This is a genomic window from Methylosinus sp. LW4 (assembly GCF_000379125.1).
Taxonomy (GTDB): Bacteria; Pseudomonadota; Alphaproteobacteria; order Rhizobiales; family Beijerinckiaceae; genus Methylosinus.
Window position 1 is genome coordinate 3596177 of sequence record NZ_KB900626.1, and the last position, 16487, is coordinate 3612663.

Sequence of the window (16487 nt, forward strand, 5' to 3'; positions counted from 1 at the left end):
GGCCCGCCGCCTCCGCTCAGCGTATGTCGAAATCGAAATATTTGCTGCGGATCGCGCGATAGCTTCCATCGGCGACGATGGCGTCGAGCGCCGCGTCGATCGCGCTCTTCAGCTCCGTGGCGCCCTTGCGCAGGCCAAAGCCGAAGCCGCCGCCGAAATAGGCCGCGTCTTGCGGCAGATCGGCGATGATGCGGCAGCAGCGGCCTTCCTTGCGCTCGTGCAGAAAATCCATTGCGGCGAGCTTGTCTTCCGCCACGACGTCCACGCGCCCCTCGGCGAGGTCCAGCATGGCGGCCTCGAGCGTCGCATAGCGCTGCACCTCGCTCTCCTTGAGCTTGTCCTCCGCATAGGCCTGCTGCGGCCCATCCGCGACGACGCCGATGCGCGCGCCCTGCAGCGCTTTCGGATCAGCGCTCGCGAGCGGCGACTGGCGCTGCGCGATCAGCGCCGAGGGCGTATGGGCGTAGGGCTTGGAGAAGTCGATTTTGCGCAGCCGCTCCTCGTTTATCTCCATCGCCGAGACGACGAGATCATATTGACGGTTCTCGAGCCCGAGGACGAGGCTCTCCCATTCCTGCGTGACGAAGACGCAATCGGCCTCTATGCGGCGACAGATCTCCCGCGTCAGATCGATCTCGAATCCGGCGAGCTGATTATTGGCGTCGAGATAATTGAAGGGCGGCCGCGCGCCTTCGCTGGCGACGCGCAAATGGCGCGGCTCGGCGGCGGCCGGGCACAGGAGAAGGGCGATGGCCGCCGCGGCGGCGACGAGGCGCCGGATCATCCCCCGGTCGTGCTCATATGCCGCGCCACGGCCGGCGCGCGCGTCGAGCGGTCGATGATGAAATCATGGCCCTTGGGCTTGCGGGCGATCGCCTCGTCTATGGCGGCGTTGAGCGAGGCGTCGGTCGGATCGGCGCGCAGCGGCGCGCGCAGATCGGCGGCGTCCTCCTGGCCGAGGCACATGAACAGTGTGCCGGTGCAGGTGACGCGCACGCGATTGCAGGATTCGCAGAAATTATGCGAGAGCGGCGTGATGAAGCCGACGCGGCCGCCGGTCTCGGCGACGCGCATGTAGCGGGCCGGCCCGCCGCTGCGATAGTCGATCTCCGTGAGCGTGAAGCGCTCGGCCAGGCGCTCGCGGACCAAAGTCAGCGGGATGTATTGGTCGACGCGCTCGCCGCCGTCGATCTCGCCGAGCGGCATCACCTCGATGAAGGTCATGTCCATGCCGCGCTCATGGGCGAAGCGCGTCAGCGCGACGAACTCGTCCTCATTGACGCCCTTCAGCGCCACGGCGTTGAGCTTCACCTCGAGGCCGGCGCGGAGCGCGGCGTCGACGCCGGCGAGAACGCGCTCATGGTCGCCGGTGCGCGTCAATTGTCGGAAACGCTCCCGATCCAGCGTGTCGAGCGAGACATTGACGCGCTTGACCCCGCAATCGACCAGCGCCTGCGCGAAGCGCTCGAGCTGCGAGCCATTGGTGGTGAGCGTCAGCTCCTCCAGCCGGCCGGAGAGCAGATGGCGCGAGAGACGCTCGAACAGCGAGAGAATGTCGCGGCGCATCAAGGGCTCGCCGCCGGTGATGCGCAGCTTGCGCGTCCCCCGCTCGATGAAGGCCGTGCAGAGCCGGTCCAGCTCCTCCAGCGTCAGCAGGTCGCGGCGGGGCAAAAATTGCATGTGCTCGGACATGCAGTAGACGCAGCGGAAATCGCAACGATCCGTGACCGATACGCGCAGGTAGGACACGGCCCGTCCGAACGGGTCGACGAGCGGCGCGGAGGCCAGAGGATCATAGGCGATTTTCGGATGCGGATTCATATAGTCGACCGTTTGCGGCGTCCCGTCCTGCGTATAGGCTCCAAAGGAGGTTCCTATATATTGACGGAATGGCCGCGCGTGAAGCCCCAAGCAATGGATGCGCCGGGGCGGACGGCCGACCAGACGATCGGGAGAAGACCATGGCCGACGCGGATATTTGGCCGAGCGAGATACGCCTTTTGGAAGAGGGGCGGAAGCTCAAGGTGAGCTTCGAGAATGGGGCGAGCTATGATCTTTCGGCCGAGCATTTGCGGGTGCGCAGCCCCTCGGCCGAGGTGCAGGGCCATTCGCCGGAGGAGCGCAAGACCGTGGGCGGCAAGCGCAATGTCGCCATAATCGGCGTCGCGCCGGTCGGCCATTACGCCGTGCGGCTGGATTTCGACGATCTCCACAACACCGGCATCTACACTTGGGGCTATCTCCACGAGCTCGGCGTCGGCGGCGCGGCGGATTTCGCCGCCTATGAGCAGGAACTCGCGGAAAAGGGCCTGGATCGGGACCGTCCGGGCGAGCGATAAAAAAAAGACCGGCTTCCGATGTTCACAGGATCGGAAGCCGGTCTTTTGTTGCATCTGGAGCGAGCGCAAGGTTAGGGCTGCCCCCTCCCTCACCCTCCCCCGCTGCGCGGGAGAGGGGACGTCGACGTTTCGCGAACCTGCGATGAAGCCCCGAATTTGCTCCCTCTCCCGCGCAGCGGGGGAGGGCAGGGGAGGGGGCGTCGTCGCTCGCGACGCAGACAGTTAGCGGGTGACGATGACCCGCGCGCCGACGCGCACGCGCTCGTAGAGATCGACGACATCCTCATTGGTCATGCGGATGCAGCCGGAGGAGACGGCCTGGCCGATGGTCTCGGGCTCGTTGGAGCCGTGGATGCGGTAGAGCGAGCCGCCGAGATACATGGCCCGCGCGCCGAGCGGATTGGTGAGCCCGCCCTGCATATGGCGCGGCAGATCGGGGCGGCGGCGCAGCATTTGCGCCGGCGGCGTCCAATCCGGCCATTCGCGCTTGCTGGAGACGACGCGCGTGCCGGTCCATTCGAAGCCCGGCCGGCCGACGCCGACGCCATAGCGGATCGCCTGATTATTGCCGAGCACATAATAGAGCCGCCGCTCATTGGTCGAGACGACGATGGTGCCGGGCGAGTAGCCGCCGGGATAGGACACGATCTCGCGGGCGACGGCGGTCGCCTGCGGGCGGCCGTCCGCCGGCTGCTGTCCACGCGGACTCAAATCGAACAAGCTGGCCAAGCCCCCTGTTTCGTACGCAGACCCGGCCGAGCAACCCATGAATGAAATGCACAGAGCAACTGCGATACGCCGCATGAGCTTCCCCCATTCGCCTCAAGTGACAACAATCGAGCGGCCGCGGCCGCCGAAGCAGCCGCGTTGCGAGCCGGACGCGGGTCCGGCGTCGTTTCCTCGCACACCCTCGCTCTAGGCGAAAGCGGGCGGAAAGAATTTAAAAAAATACGATTTGACGAAGCGGCTGCGGCGCGGCCTGCAACCTATGGGCGCGCCGAGCTCGCGGCGCGCCTTCGTCGGTCGTTCTGGGTCAGCGGCCGCCGCGGCGGCGGCGCTGCTGGCCGAGGCCCATCTGCTTGGCGAGGGTGGAGCGCGCCTTGGCGTAATTCGGAGCGACCATCGGATAATCGGCCGCAAGACCCCACTTCTCGCGATATTCTTCCGGCGAGAGACCGTATTGCGTGCGCAGATGACGCTTGAGAGACTTGAACTTCTTGCCGTCCTCGAGGCAGATGATGAAGTCGTTCGTCACCGACTTGCGCACCGAAATAGCGGGCTTGGGCGCTTCCGCCGGCTCGACGACGACGCCGGAGCCGACCCGCATCAGCGCGCCATAGACTTCATTGATGAGGCCCGGAAGATCGCCGGCGGGAACAGAATTATTGCTCACATAGGCGGAAACGATGTCGGCCGCGAGTTCGATGTTGTTCGTCGATGTCATCTCTTCACTCTTCACTTTCTCGTTTCGGCGCCGGAAGTCCTGACACGGCGCGGTCGGCGGGGCGAAGCCCGGCAAGCTCGGGGCGGGCAAGTCAGCGCCGTTTCGACCGCAAAGACATTTGCGGGTATACATCAATGCTCTACCCGTCGCAACTAATTCCTAACCAAGCGTCACTAAATCTGGGCATAAATATTTGTTGCGACTGCTACGTAGAACTACGCTCGAAAATCGAGCGGCCGTCGATGTCGCCGTTTGACTTGCTCGGCCCGGCTGTGGGCGCGTCCCCGAAAGAACCGGCCATGGCTCGGTAGAAGAATGGGCCGAGCGCATATCTCGAATCGAAGTCGAATATGTCGTCCGTGCGCCGACTATGCTCGCTCAACCGCCGGTCGACGCTTCCAGCTCGGCTTCCACGCGCAGATTGTCCAGATCGCGGCCGATTGTCGCTGTCGCCATTCTGTGATCCCGCGAGAAATAGGTCACGATGCAATCCCTCTTCTCGAGGTCGCCGACGATCTCGACGCGATCCCAGGCGCCGGCGTGACCGACATAGGCGATGGTCATGTCGTAATGGCGGCTCCAGAAGAAGGGCGGCGCCTCGAAGGGCTCCTTCGCGCCGAGAATATTGCGCGCCGCCGTCTGCCCTTGGCGCTCGGCGGTGACGAAATGCTCAATTCTGATCCGCTCGCCGCTGCGGCGATCCGGCCAGCGCGCGATATCGCCGGCGGCGAAGACGTTCGGCGCGCTGGTTTCGAGATATTCATCGACGAGAACGCCGCGATCGACGGCGAGACCGGCCTCCTCGGCGAGCCTCGTGAGCGGCCGCACGCCGACGCCGACGACCACGAGATCGGCCGGAACGCGCGCGCCGCTCGCCAGCGCGACATGATCCGCGCCTATGGCGACGACGCTCTCGCAAAGGTGAAAGACGACGCCATGCGCCTCATGCGTCGCGCGCACCAGCCGGCCTATGTCCTCGCCCAGCGTTTTCTGCATGGGCGTCGCATCCGGCGCCACGACATGGACCTCGAGCCCGCGCTCGCGCAGCGCCGCAGCGGCCTCGAGGCCGATGAAGCTCGCGCCGATCACCGCGACGCGCGTGGCCCGCGCCGCCGCGGCGATGAGCGCGCGGCTGTCGGCGAGGCTGCGCAGATAATGCACATGCGGCAGCTCGGCGCCGGGAATCGTCAGCCGCACCGGCTCGGCGCCGGTCGCCAGCAGCAGCGCGTCATAGCGCAGCGGCTCGCCATGCTCGAGGGACACTAGCCGCGCGCCGGGGTCGATCGCGCGCACCTTCGTCGCCAGCAGCAGCTCTATGCGCCGCTCCTCGTAATAATCGCGCGGGCGCAGCGGCAGCCAGTCTTCCGGCGCCGCGCCGGCGAGATAATCCTTCGACAGATTGGGGCGGTCATAGGGCGCGGCGTCGTCGGCGCTGACCATGACCAGCGCGCCGGAATAGCCTTGCTCCCGCAGCTCATGGGCGGCGGCGAGCCCGGCCGCTCCGCCGCCGATGATGACGACGCGCCCGAGCGTCGGCGGCGCCGCGCGCTCTGGCGCCCCAGGATCGATCGTCTCCATGGCGAAGACGAGATCGCCGCGTCTTTCGGCGCGCCAGCAGGGAATGGGGTCGAGGGCCGGGGCGCGCAGCGCTCGTCCGTCGCGCAGGCTGAAGCAGGCGTGATGCCAAGGGCAGCGGATCGTGTCGGCGACGATCAGCCCCTCGCCGAGCGGACCCTGATAATGCGTGCAGGCGGAGCCGATGATGGAGAATTCGTCGCCGCGGCGGATCAGCAGCGCCGGCGCGGCGCCCACGCGGCCGGAGACAACGGCGCCGTCGGCCATATCGGCGACGCCGACGCCGAGCGAGAAATCGGGGCCATCGGCCGCTGCTGCGTCCTCGCCCATGACCGGCCTCGGAGACTATAGGCTCTCCCGCACGGCGGGATATCGCAGCTCATGTAGAGAGGCGCTCTTGCTCCGACAAGGCCGGCTCTCGCGAAACTATCCGGCGCCGCCATGCTCGCCGCGGCTGCGCAAATGCCGCGCGACGATCCGCTCGGCCTCCTCGAGATCGGCGAACACGGCGCCCTCGAGCGCGGCCAGCGCCCAGGAGGCGCCGCAAAATCTCTTGCATTCGCCCTCGGTCACGAGAAGACCGACGGCGATCTGATCGACGAACACGAAATCGACATTGCTCGTCATCGGCGTCCTCGCGAGCGCTGCTGAGCGAATCCTATCGAGGAAATGCTAGGAGAGCCGCTCCAGAAGTCAACAAGATTAGTCGATTATCGGCCCGCATGACGGCGCGTCCGCCTCTGCTATATTGCCGAAGGAGCCATGAGCCATGAGCCATAAGCCATGAGCCCTGGCGCGTTCGCGGGGATAGGACATGGATGGAGCCCTGATTCTCCGCCTGCTGCTTCTGCTGATCGTCGCCAATGGCGCGCCCGTGCTCGGCAAAAGGCTGCTCGGCGGCGCCTTCGCCCGGCCCGTGGACGGCGGCGCCTGCTTCCTCGACGGGCGGCCGCTGCTCGGCCCCGCCAAGACCTGGCGCGGCCTCCTTCTCGCCGTCCTGGCCGCCGCCTTCTGCGCGCCGCTGCTCGGCTTTCCCGCTCCTATCGGCGCATTGCTCGGCGCTTTCGCCATGGCGGGCGATCTTTTCTCGAGCTTCGTCAAGCGCCGGCTCGGCTTGCCCTCCAGCAGCCGCGCGCCGGGGCTCGATCAAATCCCGGAAGCGCTGCTGCCGCTGCTCGCCATCGCCGGCCCGGCGCGCCTCGGGGCAGGGGAGATCGTCATCGTCGCCGGCCTGTTCTTCTTCGGCTCGCAGGCGCTCTCGCGGCTGATGTTCGATCTGCGCGTCCGCGAGCGGCCGTTCTGACGACGGGAGAAATCACCCGCATAATCGAGACTTTTTTGAAATGAAGCGGAACGCGCCGCCGCCTATGTTGGCGCGGCATTCTCGAGCTATCGGATAGGCTGTGCTCTCTGCTTCTGCTCTCGCATGGGCGCGTTCTCTGGCGTGGCGCGCCTTGCTGCCGCTCTGCCTCGCCGCCCCGGCCGCCGCCGCGGATATCGATCGCGGCCGCTATCTCGTCGAGGCGCTGACCGCCTGCGACAATTGCCATACGCCGCGCGGCCCCGACGGCTATCGGCTCGACAAGCGCTTTTCCGGCGGCTCGCAGACTTTCAATGGCGAGACTTACAGCGTGCGCGGGCCGAATATTTCCTCCGACGCCGCGACCGGAATCGGCTCCTGGAGCGATGAGCGGCTGGCGGCGGCGATCATCGCCGGCGTCGGGCCGGAGGGGCGTCTCGCGCCGGCCATGCCGTCGGAATATTACCGAATATTGACCGCGCGCGATCTCGAGGCGGTCATCGCCTTTCTGCGCACGGCTGCGCCGGTGGAGGCCGCGCGGCCCGCGCAGCGCCGCGACGGCGAGCAGAAGGCCGAGACCTTTCCTGGCGCCGAGGCGCCTTTCGAGGAGAGCGCGCTCGACGATCCGCTGCGGCGCGGCTTCTATGTCGCGACTCTGGCGCGCTGCATGGAATGCCACAGCGGCGAGACCAATGGCGCGCTCGACCATAAGGAGAAGCTCGGCGCCGGCGGCAAGCTGTTCCGCACGCCGGCGGGAACGGCGGTCGGCGCCAATATCACCCAGCATCCGACGGCGGGCGTCGGCGCTTGGAGCGACGCGGAGATCAAGGCCGCGATCGTCGCCGGCGTCGGCCGCGACGGCAAGCCGCTCAAGCCCACCATGGCCAATCTTTCCAAGGCGCATTTCTCGAAGATGACGCCGCGCGATCTCGATGCGCTCATCCTCTGGCTGCGCACGATTCCGCCCCGCGCGGGGCCGTGAGGCGCCGTTCTAGCGCGCGTCCGCCCGAAGATTGGCGCGAATAGCGTCCAGCAATTCGCCCTCGAACAGCAGCGCCATGCCGAAATGGCGCTCCATGTCGAAATCTCGGCGCGAATTCATGTCCAGCGAGGCGCTGTGCATGGCGATGAGCCGTCCATCGTCGCTGAAAATCCCCGAGCCCGAGCCGCCATAGCCGTCGTTGCAATCATGCCGCGCGCGGCGAATTCCCGCCTCCGTCGGCGCGTCGATCTGGCGAATCTGGCATTCCTCTATGCTGGTCGCGCGGCGGAAATTGGAGTGGCCGGCCGGCGACACCATCACCACGCGCAGAGTCTCGACGCCGGTCGGCAGCGCCGGAGCGTCTGGGATCGGCTGCGGCGCTATATCGGCGTCCACCGGATCGCGCAGGCGCACCAGCGCCCAATCATCGGTGATGTTCAGCGATTTGGCGTCACGGGCGAAGCCGAAGCGCAGGCTGTCGATGTCGAAGGCGTATTCCTTCTCGCCGATGGAGAAGGCGCAATCGTCTATGGGATGCGTCGGCCGCAGCTTGCGATCGACGAAATTATGCGCGTTGAGCACGACGAGGCCGCGGTCGCCGATCAGCCAGGCGGCGGCGGCGCGCTCCGGCACGCCCTCCTCCGTGCGGCACGTCAGCACGCCGGCGCCCGGATAGCGGCGAAAATCCTCCTCCGCCATGAAGCGCCGCGCCTCCCGCGGATAGAGCGCCGCCAAGGCCGCGGCGGCGCTGGCCGCGAGCAGCAGGGCCGCGCCGATCGCCGTCCGAAAGCCTCGAAGGCCCGCGCCTGCAACTCGCTCGTCGCCTCGCATCCCGCGCCCTTTCCTTCACGTCTCCGTCATATTCTAGCGGCGGACGCGAAGCTCGACCAGATGCGCGGGCGATTTCCGTCTCAGGCGGCCCGCAGCCGATGCAAGGTGATCTCCGGCGGACAATTGAACCGCACCGGCAGCACGGAGGAGCCCGCGCCGACCGACGTATAGCCCTGCATGTCGTGATATCGCCAAGCGCCGGCGCCATAGGCGCGCGGCAGCACGGAGTCGAGCGTGAGCGCGACGCCGCCCGGCAGGCAGATCTGCCCGCCATGCGTATGGCCGGCGAGCAGAACATCGAAGCCCGCATGCGCCGCCTGACGGAAAATCTCCGGCGTATGCGAGAGCAGCAGCGAGAACTCGCCTTGCGGTATCGCCTCGCCGGCCTTGGCGATATTGTCGACGCGAAAATAATGCGCGTCGTCGACGCCGGCGACATGAAGGCGCGCGCCGTCGCGGACGAATGTCGCGCATTCATTGAGCAGAACGCGCATTCCCATTTGCTCGAGGCCCGGCGTCATCAATATGGTGTCGTGATTGCCGAGCACGGCGAGGATCGGCGCGCGCAAAGCCGCGCGCAGCTCCGCCATGCCCTCCAGCGCCGCCGTGTGGGACCCATGTGTCGCGCCGCGATAATCGCCGGTGAGCACGCAGAGATCATAGGCGAGATCGGCGACCATCGCGCGCAGCCGCGCCATCGCGCCCGCGCACATATCGACATGCAGATCGCTCAAATGGAGAATGGCGAAACCGTCGAAGGCGCGCGGCAGCCGCGCGCTGACGATCTCATTCTCGCGCAGCCGAAGCTTTTCCGCATTGGCGAGACCGCGGCGGTAGAGTCCGACGGCGGTGAGCGCGGCGCGGATCAGCAGCGGCGAGGCGGCGAGATTTTCAAGGTGAAAGAAATTGAGGCCCTGGCCGAAGACTTGCGCCTCATGGTCGCGCTCTATGCCGAGCCTCTGGCGCGCATGCAGCCGTCCGAGCCGCGCCTCCAGCGCGCGCATGATGTCGTCCTCGGTCGGCGTCGGCTCGTCGGACATGTCGCAGCGCTCCATTATCTAAAGAGCAATATAACCGGCCGCGACAATTTGCCTATGGCGTCGCGCCACAGCGAAAGCCTTCGCTTTCGTTCGTTTCGCGTCGCATCCGCGCTCCGCCGACGCGCCGCGCCGATTGTTTTTTCGCGCGGCTCTCCTACGTCACAGGCGTCGTGCGAGCGCGCCGACGCGCGCCGCAGCGACTCGTCCATTTTGATAGAGGAGGCGGAGATGGCGGAAGCGCAGACGAAAGTTCCCGTGAGAGAATCGAAGGAGACGCCGCCGAACTATGGCTTGTTCGACTGGCATCCTCTGGAGACGTTGCGGCGGCAGATCGATCGCTTGTTCGAGGATGCGCCCTTCCAAAAGGGCGCGACGCCCGATCTCGAGCCTTTCGGCCGCTTCGGCATCGGCTGGGCGGCGACGCCCGCGGTCGATCTCGTCGAGAAGGACAAGGAATATCAGATCACCGCCGAGCTTCCCGGCATTGACGAGAAGAATGTCGAGGTGAAGCTCTCCAATGGTTCGCTCATCATCAGCGGCGAGAAGAAGGAGCAGCGTGAGGAGAAGGACAAGGGCTATTTCCTCTCAGAGCGCCGCTATGGCTCCTTCCGTCGCGCCTTTCGCGTGCCGGAGAATGTCGAGTCCGACAAGATCGACGCGACCTTCGCCAAAGGCGTGCTGACCGTGCATCTGCCCAAATCCGCGCAGGCGCAGAAATCCGAGAAGAACATCGATATAAAGGCCGCGTGAGCGGCGACGGCAATCTCCCTCTCCCGCCGCGCGCGGGAGAGGGCGCGAGACGGATTTTCGACGAATGGCGGGCCATTTTCGCCTCGCGACCTTCAACATAGAGAATTTGGACTGGTCGCCATCGGCGCAGGACGAATTCGATCGGCGCCTCGCCGTGCTGCGTCCGCAGCTCGCGGCGATCGACGCCGATATTCTCTGCCTTCAGGAAGTCGATGCGCAGCGCGAGGCCGCGCATGCGCCGCGCCGCTTCATCGCGCTCGATCGTCTCGTCGAAGGCGGCGGCTATGCGAATTTCTTCCGCGCGACGACCTCGCGTCCAGGCGGCGACGCGCCCGCGGATATCCATAATCTCGCGCTGCTCTCGCGCTGGCCCGTCGTCGAGCATCGCCAGCTCTATCACGATATCATCGCGCCATGGTGCTGGACTCCGCCGGCGGAGACGAGCGTCCCGCAGCCGATCGACATTCTGTTCGAGCGTCCCATTCTCTATGCGCGCGTCGATCTCCCCGATGGGGCGGCGCTGCATGTGCTCAATCTGCATTTGCGCGCGCCGCGCGCCGTTCCGCTGCCCGGCGAGGCCGATCGCAAATCGAGCCGCGCCTTCGCGGAAGGCCAATGGCTCGCCGCGCAAAAGCGCGAAGGCCAGGCGCTGGAGGCGCGGCTCTTCGTCGATCGCATTTTCGATGTGGAGACCGCGCCGCTCATCGCCGTCTGCGGCGATCTCAACTGCGACGCCTATGATGCGCCCGCGCGCATTCTCTGGGGCGCGGAAGAAGCCGCGGCCGGGCCGCGCAGTCTTGCGCCGCTCGCGCTGCGCATAGAGGAGCGCGCGCGCTTCACCGTGATTCACGCCGGCCGCAAGACGCTCATCGATCAGATATTGGCGTCGCCCGCGCTCGCGGCGCGATGCGAGGAGGTCGTGATATCGAATGACGGCCTCGCCGACGAGGCGACGGCGCCGGACCCGATTCTCGGCTCGCTCCACGCGCCGCTCGTCGCGCGCTTTCGTCTCTAGAGCGCTATCCGATCCAATTGGATCGGATAGCGCTCCGAGATTCTTTCATTGGAAGCGAATTCTGATCGATCGAACGATTCCGTTCGATCGGAAAGCGCTCGAGACTATTGCCGATCGTCCTCGAAGCCTTCGCAGCTCTCGTCGAATTCGTCGAGCCCCGCCTCCAGATAGCTCGCCAGCAGCGGAATGCCGAGCAGATATTTCGAGGTCGGCCCTTTGCGCCGCTCCTTCGCCTGAATGACGGCGGAATCCCAATCGTCGGCGGTGAAATCGCCGCGTCCGACCCAGACGAGCGCGACCAGCTCCGCCTGCTCGTCATCGTCCATCGCCTCGATGAACTCGACGAGCTCGCGGCGATTGGGCGACCATCCCTCCTCCGTCAGCACGCTCACGAATTTGTCGTCGGAAGGATTGGAGGCGTCCGGCCGCATTCCTTCGTCCTCCGCCTCGAGCTCGCGCGCCTTGACGATGACGAAACAAACTTTGTCGGTATTGATCTCCGGCATGGCTCACGTCCTCGCGATGTGATCGACGTCATATGGGGCGCAGGGCGGCTCGATCACCGTCACGCCGGCGGCGCGCATTTCTGCGCGCGCTCTCTCGCCGCCCTCGCGCGTCACCGGCCGCGTGGCCGCGCGCAGCACATGAGTCTCGAAGCCGAGACGGGCCGCGTCGATCGCGCTGCATTTCACGCAGAAATCTTCGGCGAGGCCGACGATGAAAATGCGATCTATGGCGCGGCGGCGCAGCTCCTCGGCGAGGCTGGTGCCGTCGAAATCGGAATATTGCTCGCGCTCCGCGCGCTTGGCCTTGGAGACGAATAGAGCGCCCGGCGGCAGGCGCAGCTCGGGGTGAAACTCCGCGCCTCTGGTGCCGCGCACGCAATGTTGCGGCCATTCGCCGCCCTGCGCGGAAAAGCTCACATGATCCGGCGGATGCCAATCGCGCGAGATGATGATCTGGGTCCCGGAGCGGCGCGCCTCGTCGATGACGTCGTTGACGACCGGCAGAATCTCCTCGGCCCGCGGAACCGCGAGCTTGCCGCCGGCAAAAAAGTCGAGCTGAAGATCGACGACCAGCAGCGCGTCGGTCGAGCGCAGCCCTATCTTCTTTCGCATCATCGCGACCCCCTCCAATGAAGCCGCCTATGTCTTCGCCGCAAGACCGAGCGCCATTCGATCGCCTCGCCCAGGAGCTGCAGCGCCAGCTCGCGCGCGCGCCCGCCGGCGTCGATGTCGTCGAGACACATATGTCTCGCCTGTTCCTCGCGGGAGACCGCGTCTATAAATTGAAGAAGCCCGTGCGCTTCGCCTTCCTGGATTTTTCGACGCCGCGCGCGCGCGAGGCCGATTGTCGCGCGGAGCTTCGGCTCAATCGTCGTCTCGCGCCGAATGTCTATCTCGATGTGGTTCCGGTCACGCTCGCCGATGGACGATTGTCGATCGGCGGCGCGGGCGAGATCGTCGATTGGCTGGTCGAGATGAAGCGCTTGCCGGCCGAGCTGATGCTCGATCGTCTGCTCGTGAACGGCGCCGTCGACGCGCATCGGATCGAGGCGCTCGCGACGCGCCTCGCGATCTTCTATGCCAGCGCGGAACGTTCGACGATTTCCGCGCCGGATTATGTCGCGCGCTTCTCGCGCGAGCAGGCGGAAAATCGACGCATCGTCACGCTGCGCGATTTCGCGCTCGATCATTGCGACGCGATCTCTCTGCTCGATCGCGTCGATCGCCTGCTGGCGGAGCAGGCGCCGGCGCTGGAGGCGCGCGTGCGCGAAGGGCGCATCGTCGACGGACACGGCGATCTGCGGCCCGAGCACATCTGCTTCTGCGAGCCGCTGGCGATTTTCGATTGTCTCGAGTTCAATGATGAATTGCGGCAGGTCGATCCTTTCGACGAGCTCGCCTTTCTCGATCTCGAATGCGCTCTGCTCGGCGCGCCGCAAATCGGCGCGGCCATCGTCGAGGCCACGGCGCGCCATTTGCCTGGGCCGCCGTCGCCCACGCTGTTCGCGCTCTATGGCGTGTGCCGCGCGCTGCTGCGCGTTCGTCTCTCGCTCGCTCATCTGCTCGATCCCGCGCCGCGTCACCAGGACAAATGGGAGCCGCTCGCGCGCCGCTATCTCGCGCTCGCGCGTGAGCGCCTCACGCGCATCGTGTGAGATGCGGCCGTGCGTGCGGAGCCCTGCGCGTGAGAGAGGCCTCCACCTCGCGCTCATATTCGGCGAGGCGCATGCTGATCGTCACCGGAAAGGGAGCGGCGCAAGGCGAAAGGCCGCGGGCGTCGGACGGCAGCGCCGCCATCGCCGCGCGCGCATGCTCGCGAATGTCGGCGAGGCTCGGACGCGGCTTCACCAGCTCGCCGTCGCGCATCGCCGGCTCGAGCAATGGAACGCCGGAGTAGCGCTCGTCCTCGCGCGCGATGACGTCGCGCAGCGCGACGCCATCGTGGAATTGGCGGAAGATCTGCTTGCGGCCCGGCAGATTGCGCTTGCCGGGCGAGAGCTTCATGCGCCCCTCGCCCGCGAATTCCACGAGCTTATAAGCGATGTCGAGCGCCGGCGCGTCGGTGGAGGCCGCCATTTCCGTGCCGACGCCGAATGCGTCGATCGGCGCATGCGCGGCGGCGAGCCTGTCGATGAGCGCTTCGTCGAGTCCGCCGCTCGCGACGATCTCGACGCGCGAGAGCCCGGCTTCATCCAATATGCGCCGCGCCTGCCGTGACAGCGCATCGAGGTCGCCGGAGTCGAGCCTTATCGCATGCACGTCGAAATCGGCGCCCATTTCTTTGGCCAATGCGACGATCTTGCGCACGCCTTCCAGCGTGTCATAGGTGTCGACGAGCAGCGTCGCGCCGGGAAACATGCGCGCATAGGCCTCGAAGGCGGCGGCCTCGGAAGGGCAGGCCTCGACGAAGCTGTGCGCCATGGTTCCGGCGACGGCGATGTCATGCGCTCTGCCGGCGGCGAGATCGGAAGTGGCGGCGACGCCGGCGATATGAAAAGCGCGCGCGCCTTTCACCGCTGCGTCGAAACCCTGCGCGCGGCGCGCGCCGAAATCGACCACGGCGCGTCCCCGCGCGGCGAAGACCATGCGCGCCGCCTTGGAGGCGAGGATCGTCTGCAGGCCGATTTGATTGAGGATCAGCGTCTCGACGATCTGCGCCTCGCCGATCGGGGCCGTCACTTCGAGAATTGGCTCATTGGCGAAGAAGGGCGTGCCCTCCGGCAGCGCGCGAATGTCGCCGGTGAAGCGAAATCGCGCGAGCCAGTCGAGAAATTCGCGCCCGAAGCCGAGCGACGAGAGATAGCGCAAGTCGCCTTCTTCGAAGCGCAGCTCCTGCAGCTCTTTCAGTACATCGGCGAGGCCGCAGGCGAGCAGGAAATTGCGCGCAGGCGGAAGTCGCCGCACGAAGAGGCCGAATGTGGCGCGGCGCTCCGCCATGCCGAGCTCGAAATAGGCGCGGAGCATGGCGATCTCATAGAGATCGACGAAGAGAGCATTTGCGGTCATGGCGCGCCTTTCGGACCAGTGTCGAGCAATTCGTCTATGGAGCCGCCGCCATGGAGGCGCGCGATCGCCTCGGCGAGCAGCGGCGCGACGCCGAGCGTCACCAGGCGCCCGCGCAAGCGTAGCGCCACGGCCTCGCTCGGCGCGACCGTGTCGGTGACGACGATCTCCTCGATCGGCGCCTCGCGCAGCGCGCTCTCCGCGTCGTGGGCGAAGAGTCCGTGTGTCGCGGCGAGGAAGATGCGCGTCGCGCCATTGGCGCGGCAGGCGCGCGCGGCGCGCGCCATCGTGCCGCCGCTGCTGATGAGATCATCGAGAATGACCACTGCGCGGCCGGCCACGTCGCCGGCGAAAATCTCGCCGGCGATCTCGCCCATGCTGCGATGCTTGTCCATGAAGCCCTTCGCCACAGGATGCGCGAGCATGGTCTCGAGGCGCTGGCGGAACAGCTCGGCGCGCTTCTCGCCGCCGAGATCGGGCGAGACGATCGCCGCCGGCTCGGCGCCGAGCCTTTGCGCGAAATAGCGCGCGAGCAGCGCCTGCGCGTCGAGCGCGACGGCCTCTATGCGAAAGGCGTTTTCGAAAGCCACGACATTATGCGCGTCGATCGTGACGATGCGATCGGCGCCGATCGCCTCGAGCAATAGCGCGACATAGCGCGTGGCTACAGGGTCGAGCGGCTTGGTGCGGCGGTCCTTGCGCGCATAGCAGAGGTAGGGCGCGACGGCGGTGACGCGCGCGGCGCCGGCGTCGCGCAGCGCGCCGATGAAGAAGAGAAGGCGCAAGAGCTTGTCGGCGCCGCTGTCGCCCGTCTCGCCCTCGAGGCTCGAGAGAACATAGACGTCCTTGTCGCGCACGCCGACGAGCGGCCGCGTCTTGCGCTCCTCATCCTCGAAGCGCCGCTCCTCATGCGGCGAGAGCGTGATTGCGAGCTCGCGCGCGACGCGCTCGCCGAGCGCGCGGCTGGAGCCGAGCGCGAACAGCACGATCGCTTCGTCTGTCGCCGGAGGCGGCGGCTCACGCGCCGGCGCCGGCGCTTCATAGCGCTGAATGTTCAGCGCGCCGAGCACGGCGCCGAGCGCGCCATCGGCGAGCGCGAGCGGCGCTGCGAGCAGCTCGACGCCGGCGCGGTCGCGGCCTTTCTCGACAAGCGTGAACTCCACGAGCGCGGGCTCGCCGATGCGCAAGGCTTCATCGAAGAGACGACGCAGGCGCACGGCGCCGCGACGGTTGGGCGCCTCGCTCAAGCGCGCGCCTTCCGCGACGGCGCCGAGCAGCGGCGCCACCGCCTTGGCGCCGATCACGATCTCATAATCGCGGGCTTCCGGCACGGCGCGAAAGGCGAAGCCGCCATTGCGCAGATCGGCGACGACATCGGCGAAGGTCGGCGCGACGCCGCGGCGCGAGGCGCGCCAATGTTCGAGCGCGTGGCGCGTCTCGACGCCGATCGGCCGCGGCGCGAGATCGATGCGCTCGAAGAGACGCTTGAGATGAGGTTGCGTCTCGGCCAGCGTGGTCATTCGAACCTCTCGAGGGCCGGTCATTCGCCGCCAGCGTGACCGGCTGCGGGGACAAATGTGTCGCGACCGCGCGTCGTCGAGGCGCCGTCGCGCCGCCCGCTCGATTCGAGATTAAGAACTTCGAAATCCGAGCGGCGTGTGCGGCGCCGGCGCGGTACGACCTCCGCTGTCGCGCCCTATCT

The 16487-nt window shown here is 66.7% G+C and carries 18 protein-coding genes; 6 read left to right on the plus strand and 12 right to left on the minus strand.

Features of this window, described 5'->3' with window-relative positions; translation table 11 throughout:
• Positions 1–16: 16 nt before the first annotated feature.
• Together METLW4_RS0117875 and moaA are read right to left on the minus strand one after the other, a co-directional pair.
• Entirely contained in the window at positions 17–784 is a 768-nt protein-coding gene (locus METLW4_RS0117875; RefSeq protein WP_018267605.1) for a transporter substrate-binding domain-containing protein, read from the minus strand.
• On the minus strand, positions 781–1821 hold the full coding sequence (gene moaA, locus METLW4_RS0117880; RefSeq protein WP_018267606.1) for a GTP 3',8-cyclase MoaA: 1041 nt from the start codon (positions 1819–1821) through the stop codon (positions 781–783). The genes METLW4_RS0117875 and moaA overlap by 4 nt, the downstream gene beginning before the upstream one ends.
• A gap of 140 nt (positions 1822–1961) precedes the next feature.
• Here moaA and METLW4_RS0117885 point away from each other — a divergent pair, with 140 nt between their 5' ends.
• A complete protein-coding gene (locus METLW4_RS0117885; RefSeq protein WP_018267607.1) occupies positions 1962–2339 on the plus strand; it encodes a gamma-butyrobetaine hydroxylase-like domain-containing protein in 378 nt (125 codons plus the stop codon).
• Positions 2340–2561: 222 nt separating this feature from the next.
• On the opposite strand, the gene METLW4_RS0117890 is transcribed toward METLW4_RS0117885, so the two are convergent.
• From METLW4_RS0117890 to METLW4_RS0117910, 4 genes are all read right to left on the minus strand, one after another.
• The gene (locus tag METLW4_RS0117890; protein WP_026191600.1) at positions 2562–3143 is read right to left on the minus strand and encodes a L,D-transpeptidase; all 582 of its coding nucleotides are present in this window, start codon (positions 3141–3143) and stop codon (positions 2562–2564) included.
• A 229-nt stretch (positions 3144–3372) separates the two neighbouring features.
• On the minus strand, positions 3373–3783 hold the full coding sequence (locus METLW4_RS0117895) for a MucR family transcriptional regulator (RefSeq protein WP_020493755.1): 411 nt from the start codon (positions 3781–3783) through the stop codon (positions 3373–3375).
• A gap of 378 nt (positions 3784–4161) precedes the next feature.
• A complete protein-coding gene (locus tag METLW4_RS0117905; RefSeq protein ID WP_018267610.1) occupies positions 4162–5688 on the minus strand; it encodes an FAD-dependent oxidoreductase in 1527 nt (508 codons plus the stop codon).
• A 96-nt stretch (positions 5689–5784) separates the two neighbouring features.
• A complete protein-coding gene (locus METLW4_RS0117910; RefSeq protein ID WP_018267611.1) occupies positions 5785–5985 on the minus strand; it encodes a hypothetical protein in 201 nt (66 codons plus the stop codon).
• 187 nt (positions 5986–6172) lie between these two features.
• Here METLW4_RS0117910 and METLW4_RS0117915 point away from each other — a divergent pair, with 187 nt between their 5' ends.
• Complete coding sequence (locus tag METLW4_RS0117915; RefSeq protein WP_018267612.1) at positions 6173–6661, plus strand: CDP-archaeol synthase; 489 nt, start codon at positions 6173–6175, stop codon at positions 6659–6661.
• Positions 6662–6761: 100 nt separating this feature from the next.
• Positions 6762–7640: a c-type cytochrome gene (locus tag METLW4_RS0117920; protein ID WP_245258470.1), complete on the plus strand. Its 879-nt coding sequence runs from the start codon at positions 6762–6764 to the stop codon at positions 7638–7640.
• A 9-nt stretch (positions 7641–7649) separates the two neighbouring features.
• Here the strand turns inward: METLW4_RS0117920 and METLW4_RS25280 are convergent, their stop codons facing one another.
• Both METLW4_RS25280 and METLW4_RS0117930 read right to left on the minus strand, forming a co-directional pair.
• Positions 7650–8471: a trypsin-like serine peptidase gene (locus METLW4_RS25280; RefSeq protein WP_018267614.1), complete on the minus strand. Its 822-nt coding sequence runs from the start codon at positions 8469–8471 to the stop codon at positions 7650–7652.
• An 80-nt stretch (positions 8472–8551) separates the two neighbouring features.
• A complete protein-coding gene (locus METLW4_RS0117930) occupies positions 8552–9511 on the minus strand; it encodes a metallophosphoesterase (protein ID WP_051079647.1) in 960 nt (319 codons plus the stop codon).
• Between the two features lie 228 nt (positions 9512–9739).
• On the opposite strand from METLW4_RS0117930, the gene METLW4_RS0117935 reads away from it, so the two are divergent.
• Together METLW4_RS0117935 and METLW4_RS0117940 are read left to right on the plus strand one after the other, a co-directional pair.
• Positions 9740–10261, plus strand: a complete 522-nt coding sequence (locus tag METLW4_RS0117935) for an Hsp20/alpha crystallin family protein (RefSeq protein WP_026191602.1) — start codon at positions 9740–9742, stop codon at positions 10259–10261.
• A 64-nt stretch (positions 10262–10325) separates the two neighbouring features.
• A complete protein-coding gene (locus tag METLW4_RS0117940; protein ID WP_018267617.1) occupies positions 10326–11276 on the plus strand; it encodes an endonuclease/exonuclease/phosphatase family protein in 951 nt (316 codons plus the stop codon).
• 104 nt (positions 11277–11380) lie between these two features.
• On the opposite strand, the gene METLW4_RS0117945 is transcribed toward METLW4_RS0117940, so the two are convergent.
• Both METLW4_RS0117945 and METLW4_RS0117950 read right to left on the minus strand, forming a co-directional pair.
• Positions 11381–11782 (minus strand): DUF3775 domain-containing protein, encoded by a 402-nt coding sequence (locus METLW4_RS0117945; protein ID WP_018267618.1) that lies wholly within the window; start codon positions 11780–11782, stop codon positions 11381–11383.
• Between the two features lie 3 nt (positions 11783–11785).
• Complete coding sequence (locus METLW4_RS0117950) at positions 11786–12397, minus strand: nicotinamidase (protein ID WP_018267619.1); 612 nt, start codon at positions 12395–12397, stop codon at positions 11786–11788.
• Between the two features lie 26 nt (positions 12398–12423).
• On the opposite strand from METLW4_RS0117950, the gene METLW4_RS0117955 reads away from it, so the two are divergent.
• Positions 12424–13437: a hypothetical protein gene (locus METLW4_RS0117955; RefSeq protein WP_018267620.1), complete on the plus strand. Its 1014-nt coding sequence runs from the start codon at positions 12424–12426 to the stop codon at positions 13435–13437.
• Here the strand turns inward: METLW4_RS0117955 and METLW4_RS0117960 are convergent.
• Positions 13421–14788 (minus strand): nicotinate phosphoribosyltransferase, encoded by a 1368-nt coding sequence (locus tag METLW4_RS0117960; protein WP_018267621.1) that lies wholly within the window; start codon positions 14786–14788, stop codon positions 13421–13423. The genes METLW4_RS0117955 and METLW4_RS0117960 overlap by 17 nt on opposite strands.
• On the minus strand, positions 14785–16305 hold the full coding sequence (locus METLW4_RS0117965; RefSeq protein WP_018267622.1) for a ribose-phosphate diphosphokinase: 1521 nt from the start codon (positions 16303–16305) through the stop codon (positions 14785–14787). Before METLW4_RS0117965 ends, METLW4_RS0117960 begins: the two co-directional genes overlap by 4 nt.
• Positions 16306–16487: the final 182 nt, after the last annotated feature.

Bases quoted from the DNA above. Each gene is read 5' to 3' on its own strand.
- moaA (WP_018267606.1), bottom strand. From the start codon at position 1,821: ATGAATCCGCATCCGAAAATCGCCTATGATCCTCTGGCCTCCGCGCCG.
- METLW4_RS0117915 (WP_018267612.1), top strand. From the start codon at position 6,173: ATGGATGGAGCCCTGATTCTCCGCCTGCTGCTTCTGCTGATCGTCGCC.
- METLW4_RS0117960 (WP_018267621.1), bottom strand. From the start codon at position 14,788: ATGACCGCAAATGCTCTCTTCGTCGATCTCTATGAGATCGCCATGCTC.
- METLW4_RS0117950 (WP_018267619.1), bottom strand. From the start codon at position 12,397: ATGATGCGAAAGAAGATAGGGCTGCGCTCGACCGACGCGCTGCTGGTC.
- METLW4_RS0117930 (WP_051079647.1), bottom strand. From the start codon at position 9,511: ATGTCCGACGAGCCGACGCCGACCGAGGACGACATCATGCGCGCGCTG.
- METLW4_RS25280 (WP_018267614.1), bottom strand. From the start codon at position 8,471: ATGCGAGGCGACGAGCGAGTTGCAGGCGCGGGCCTTCGAGGCTTTCGG.
- METLW4_RS0117905 (WP_018267610.1), bottom strand. From the start codon at position 5,688: ATGGGCGAGGACGCAGCAGCGGCCGATGGCCCCGATTTCTCGCTCGGC.
- METLW4_RS0117955 (WP_018267620.1), top strand. From the start codon at position 12,424: ATGTCTTCGCCGCAAGACCGAGCGCCATTCGATCGCCTCGCCCAGGAG.
- METLW4_RS0117890 (WP_026191600.1), bottom strand. From the start codon at position 3,143: ATGCGGCGTATCGCAGTTGCTCTGTGCATTTCATTCATGGGTTGCTCG.
- METLW4_RS0117965 (WP_018267622.1), bottom strand. From the start codon at position 16,305: ATGACCACGCTGGCCGAGACGCAACCTCATCTCAAGCGTCTCTTCGAG.
- METLW4_RS0117895 (WP_020493755.1), bottom strand. From the start codon at position 3,783: ATGACATCGACGAACAACATCGAACTCGCGGCCGACATCGTTTCCGCC.
- METLW4_RS0117875 (WP_018267605.1), bottom strand. From the start codon at position 784: ATGATCCGGCGCCTCGTCGCCGCCGCGGCGGCCATCGCCCTTCTCCTG.
- METLW4_RS0117885 (WP_018267607.1), top strand. From the start codon at position 1,962: ATGGCCGACGCGGATATTTGGCCGAGCGAGATACGCCTTTTGGAAGAG.
- METLW4_RS0117945 (WP_018267618.1), bottom strand. From the start codon at position 11,782: ATGCCGGAGATCAATACCGACAAAGTTTGTTTCGTCATCGTCAAGGCG.
- METLW4_RS0117935 (WP_026191602.1), top strand. From the start codon at position 9,740: ATGGCGGAAGCGCAGACGAAAGTTCCCGTGAGAGAATCGAAGGAGACG.
- METLW4_RS0117910 (WP_018267611.1), bottom strand. From the start codon at position 5,985: ATGACGAGCAATGTCGATTTCGTGTTCGTCGATCAGATCGCCGTCGGT.
- METLW4_RS0117940 (WP_018267617.1), top strand. From the start codon at position 10,326: ATGGCGGGCCATTTTCGCCTCGCGACCTTCAACATAGAGAATTTGGAC.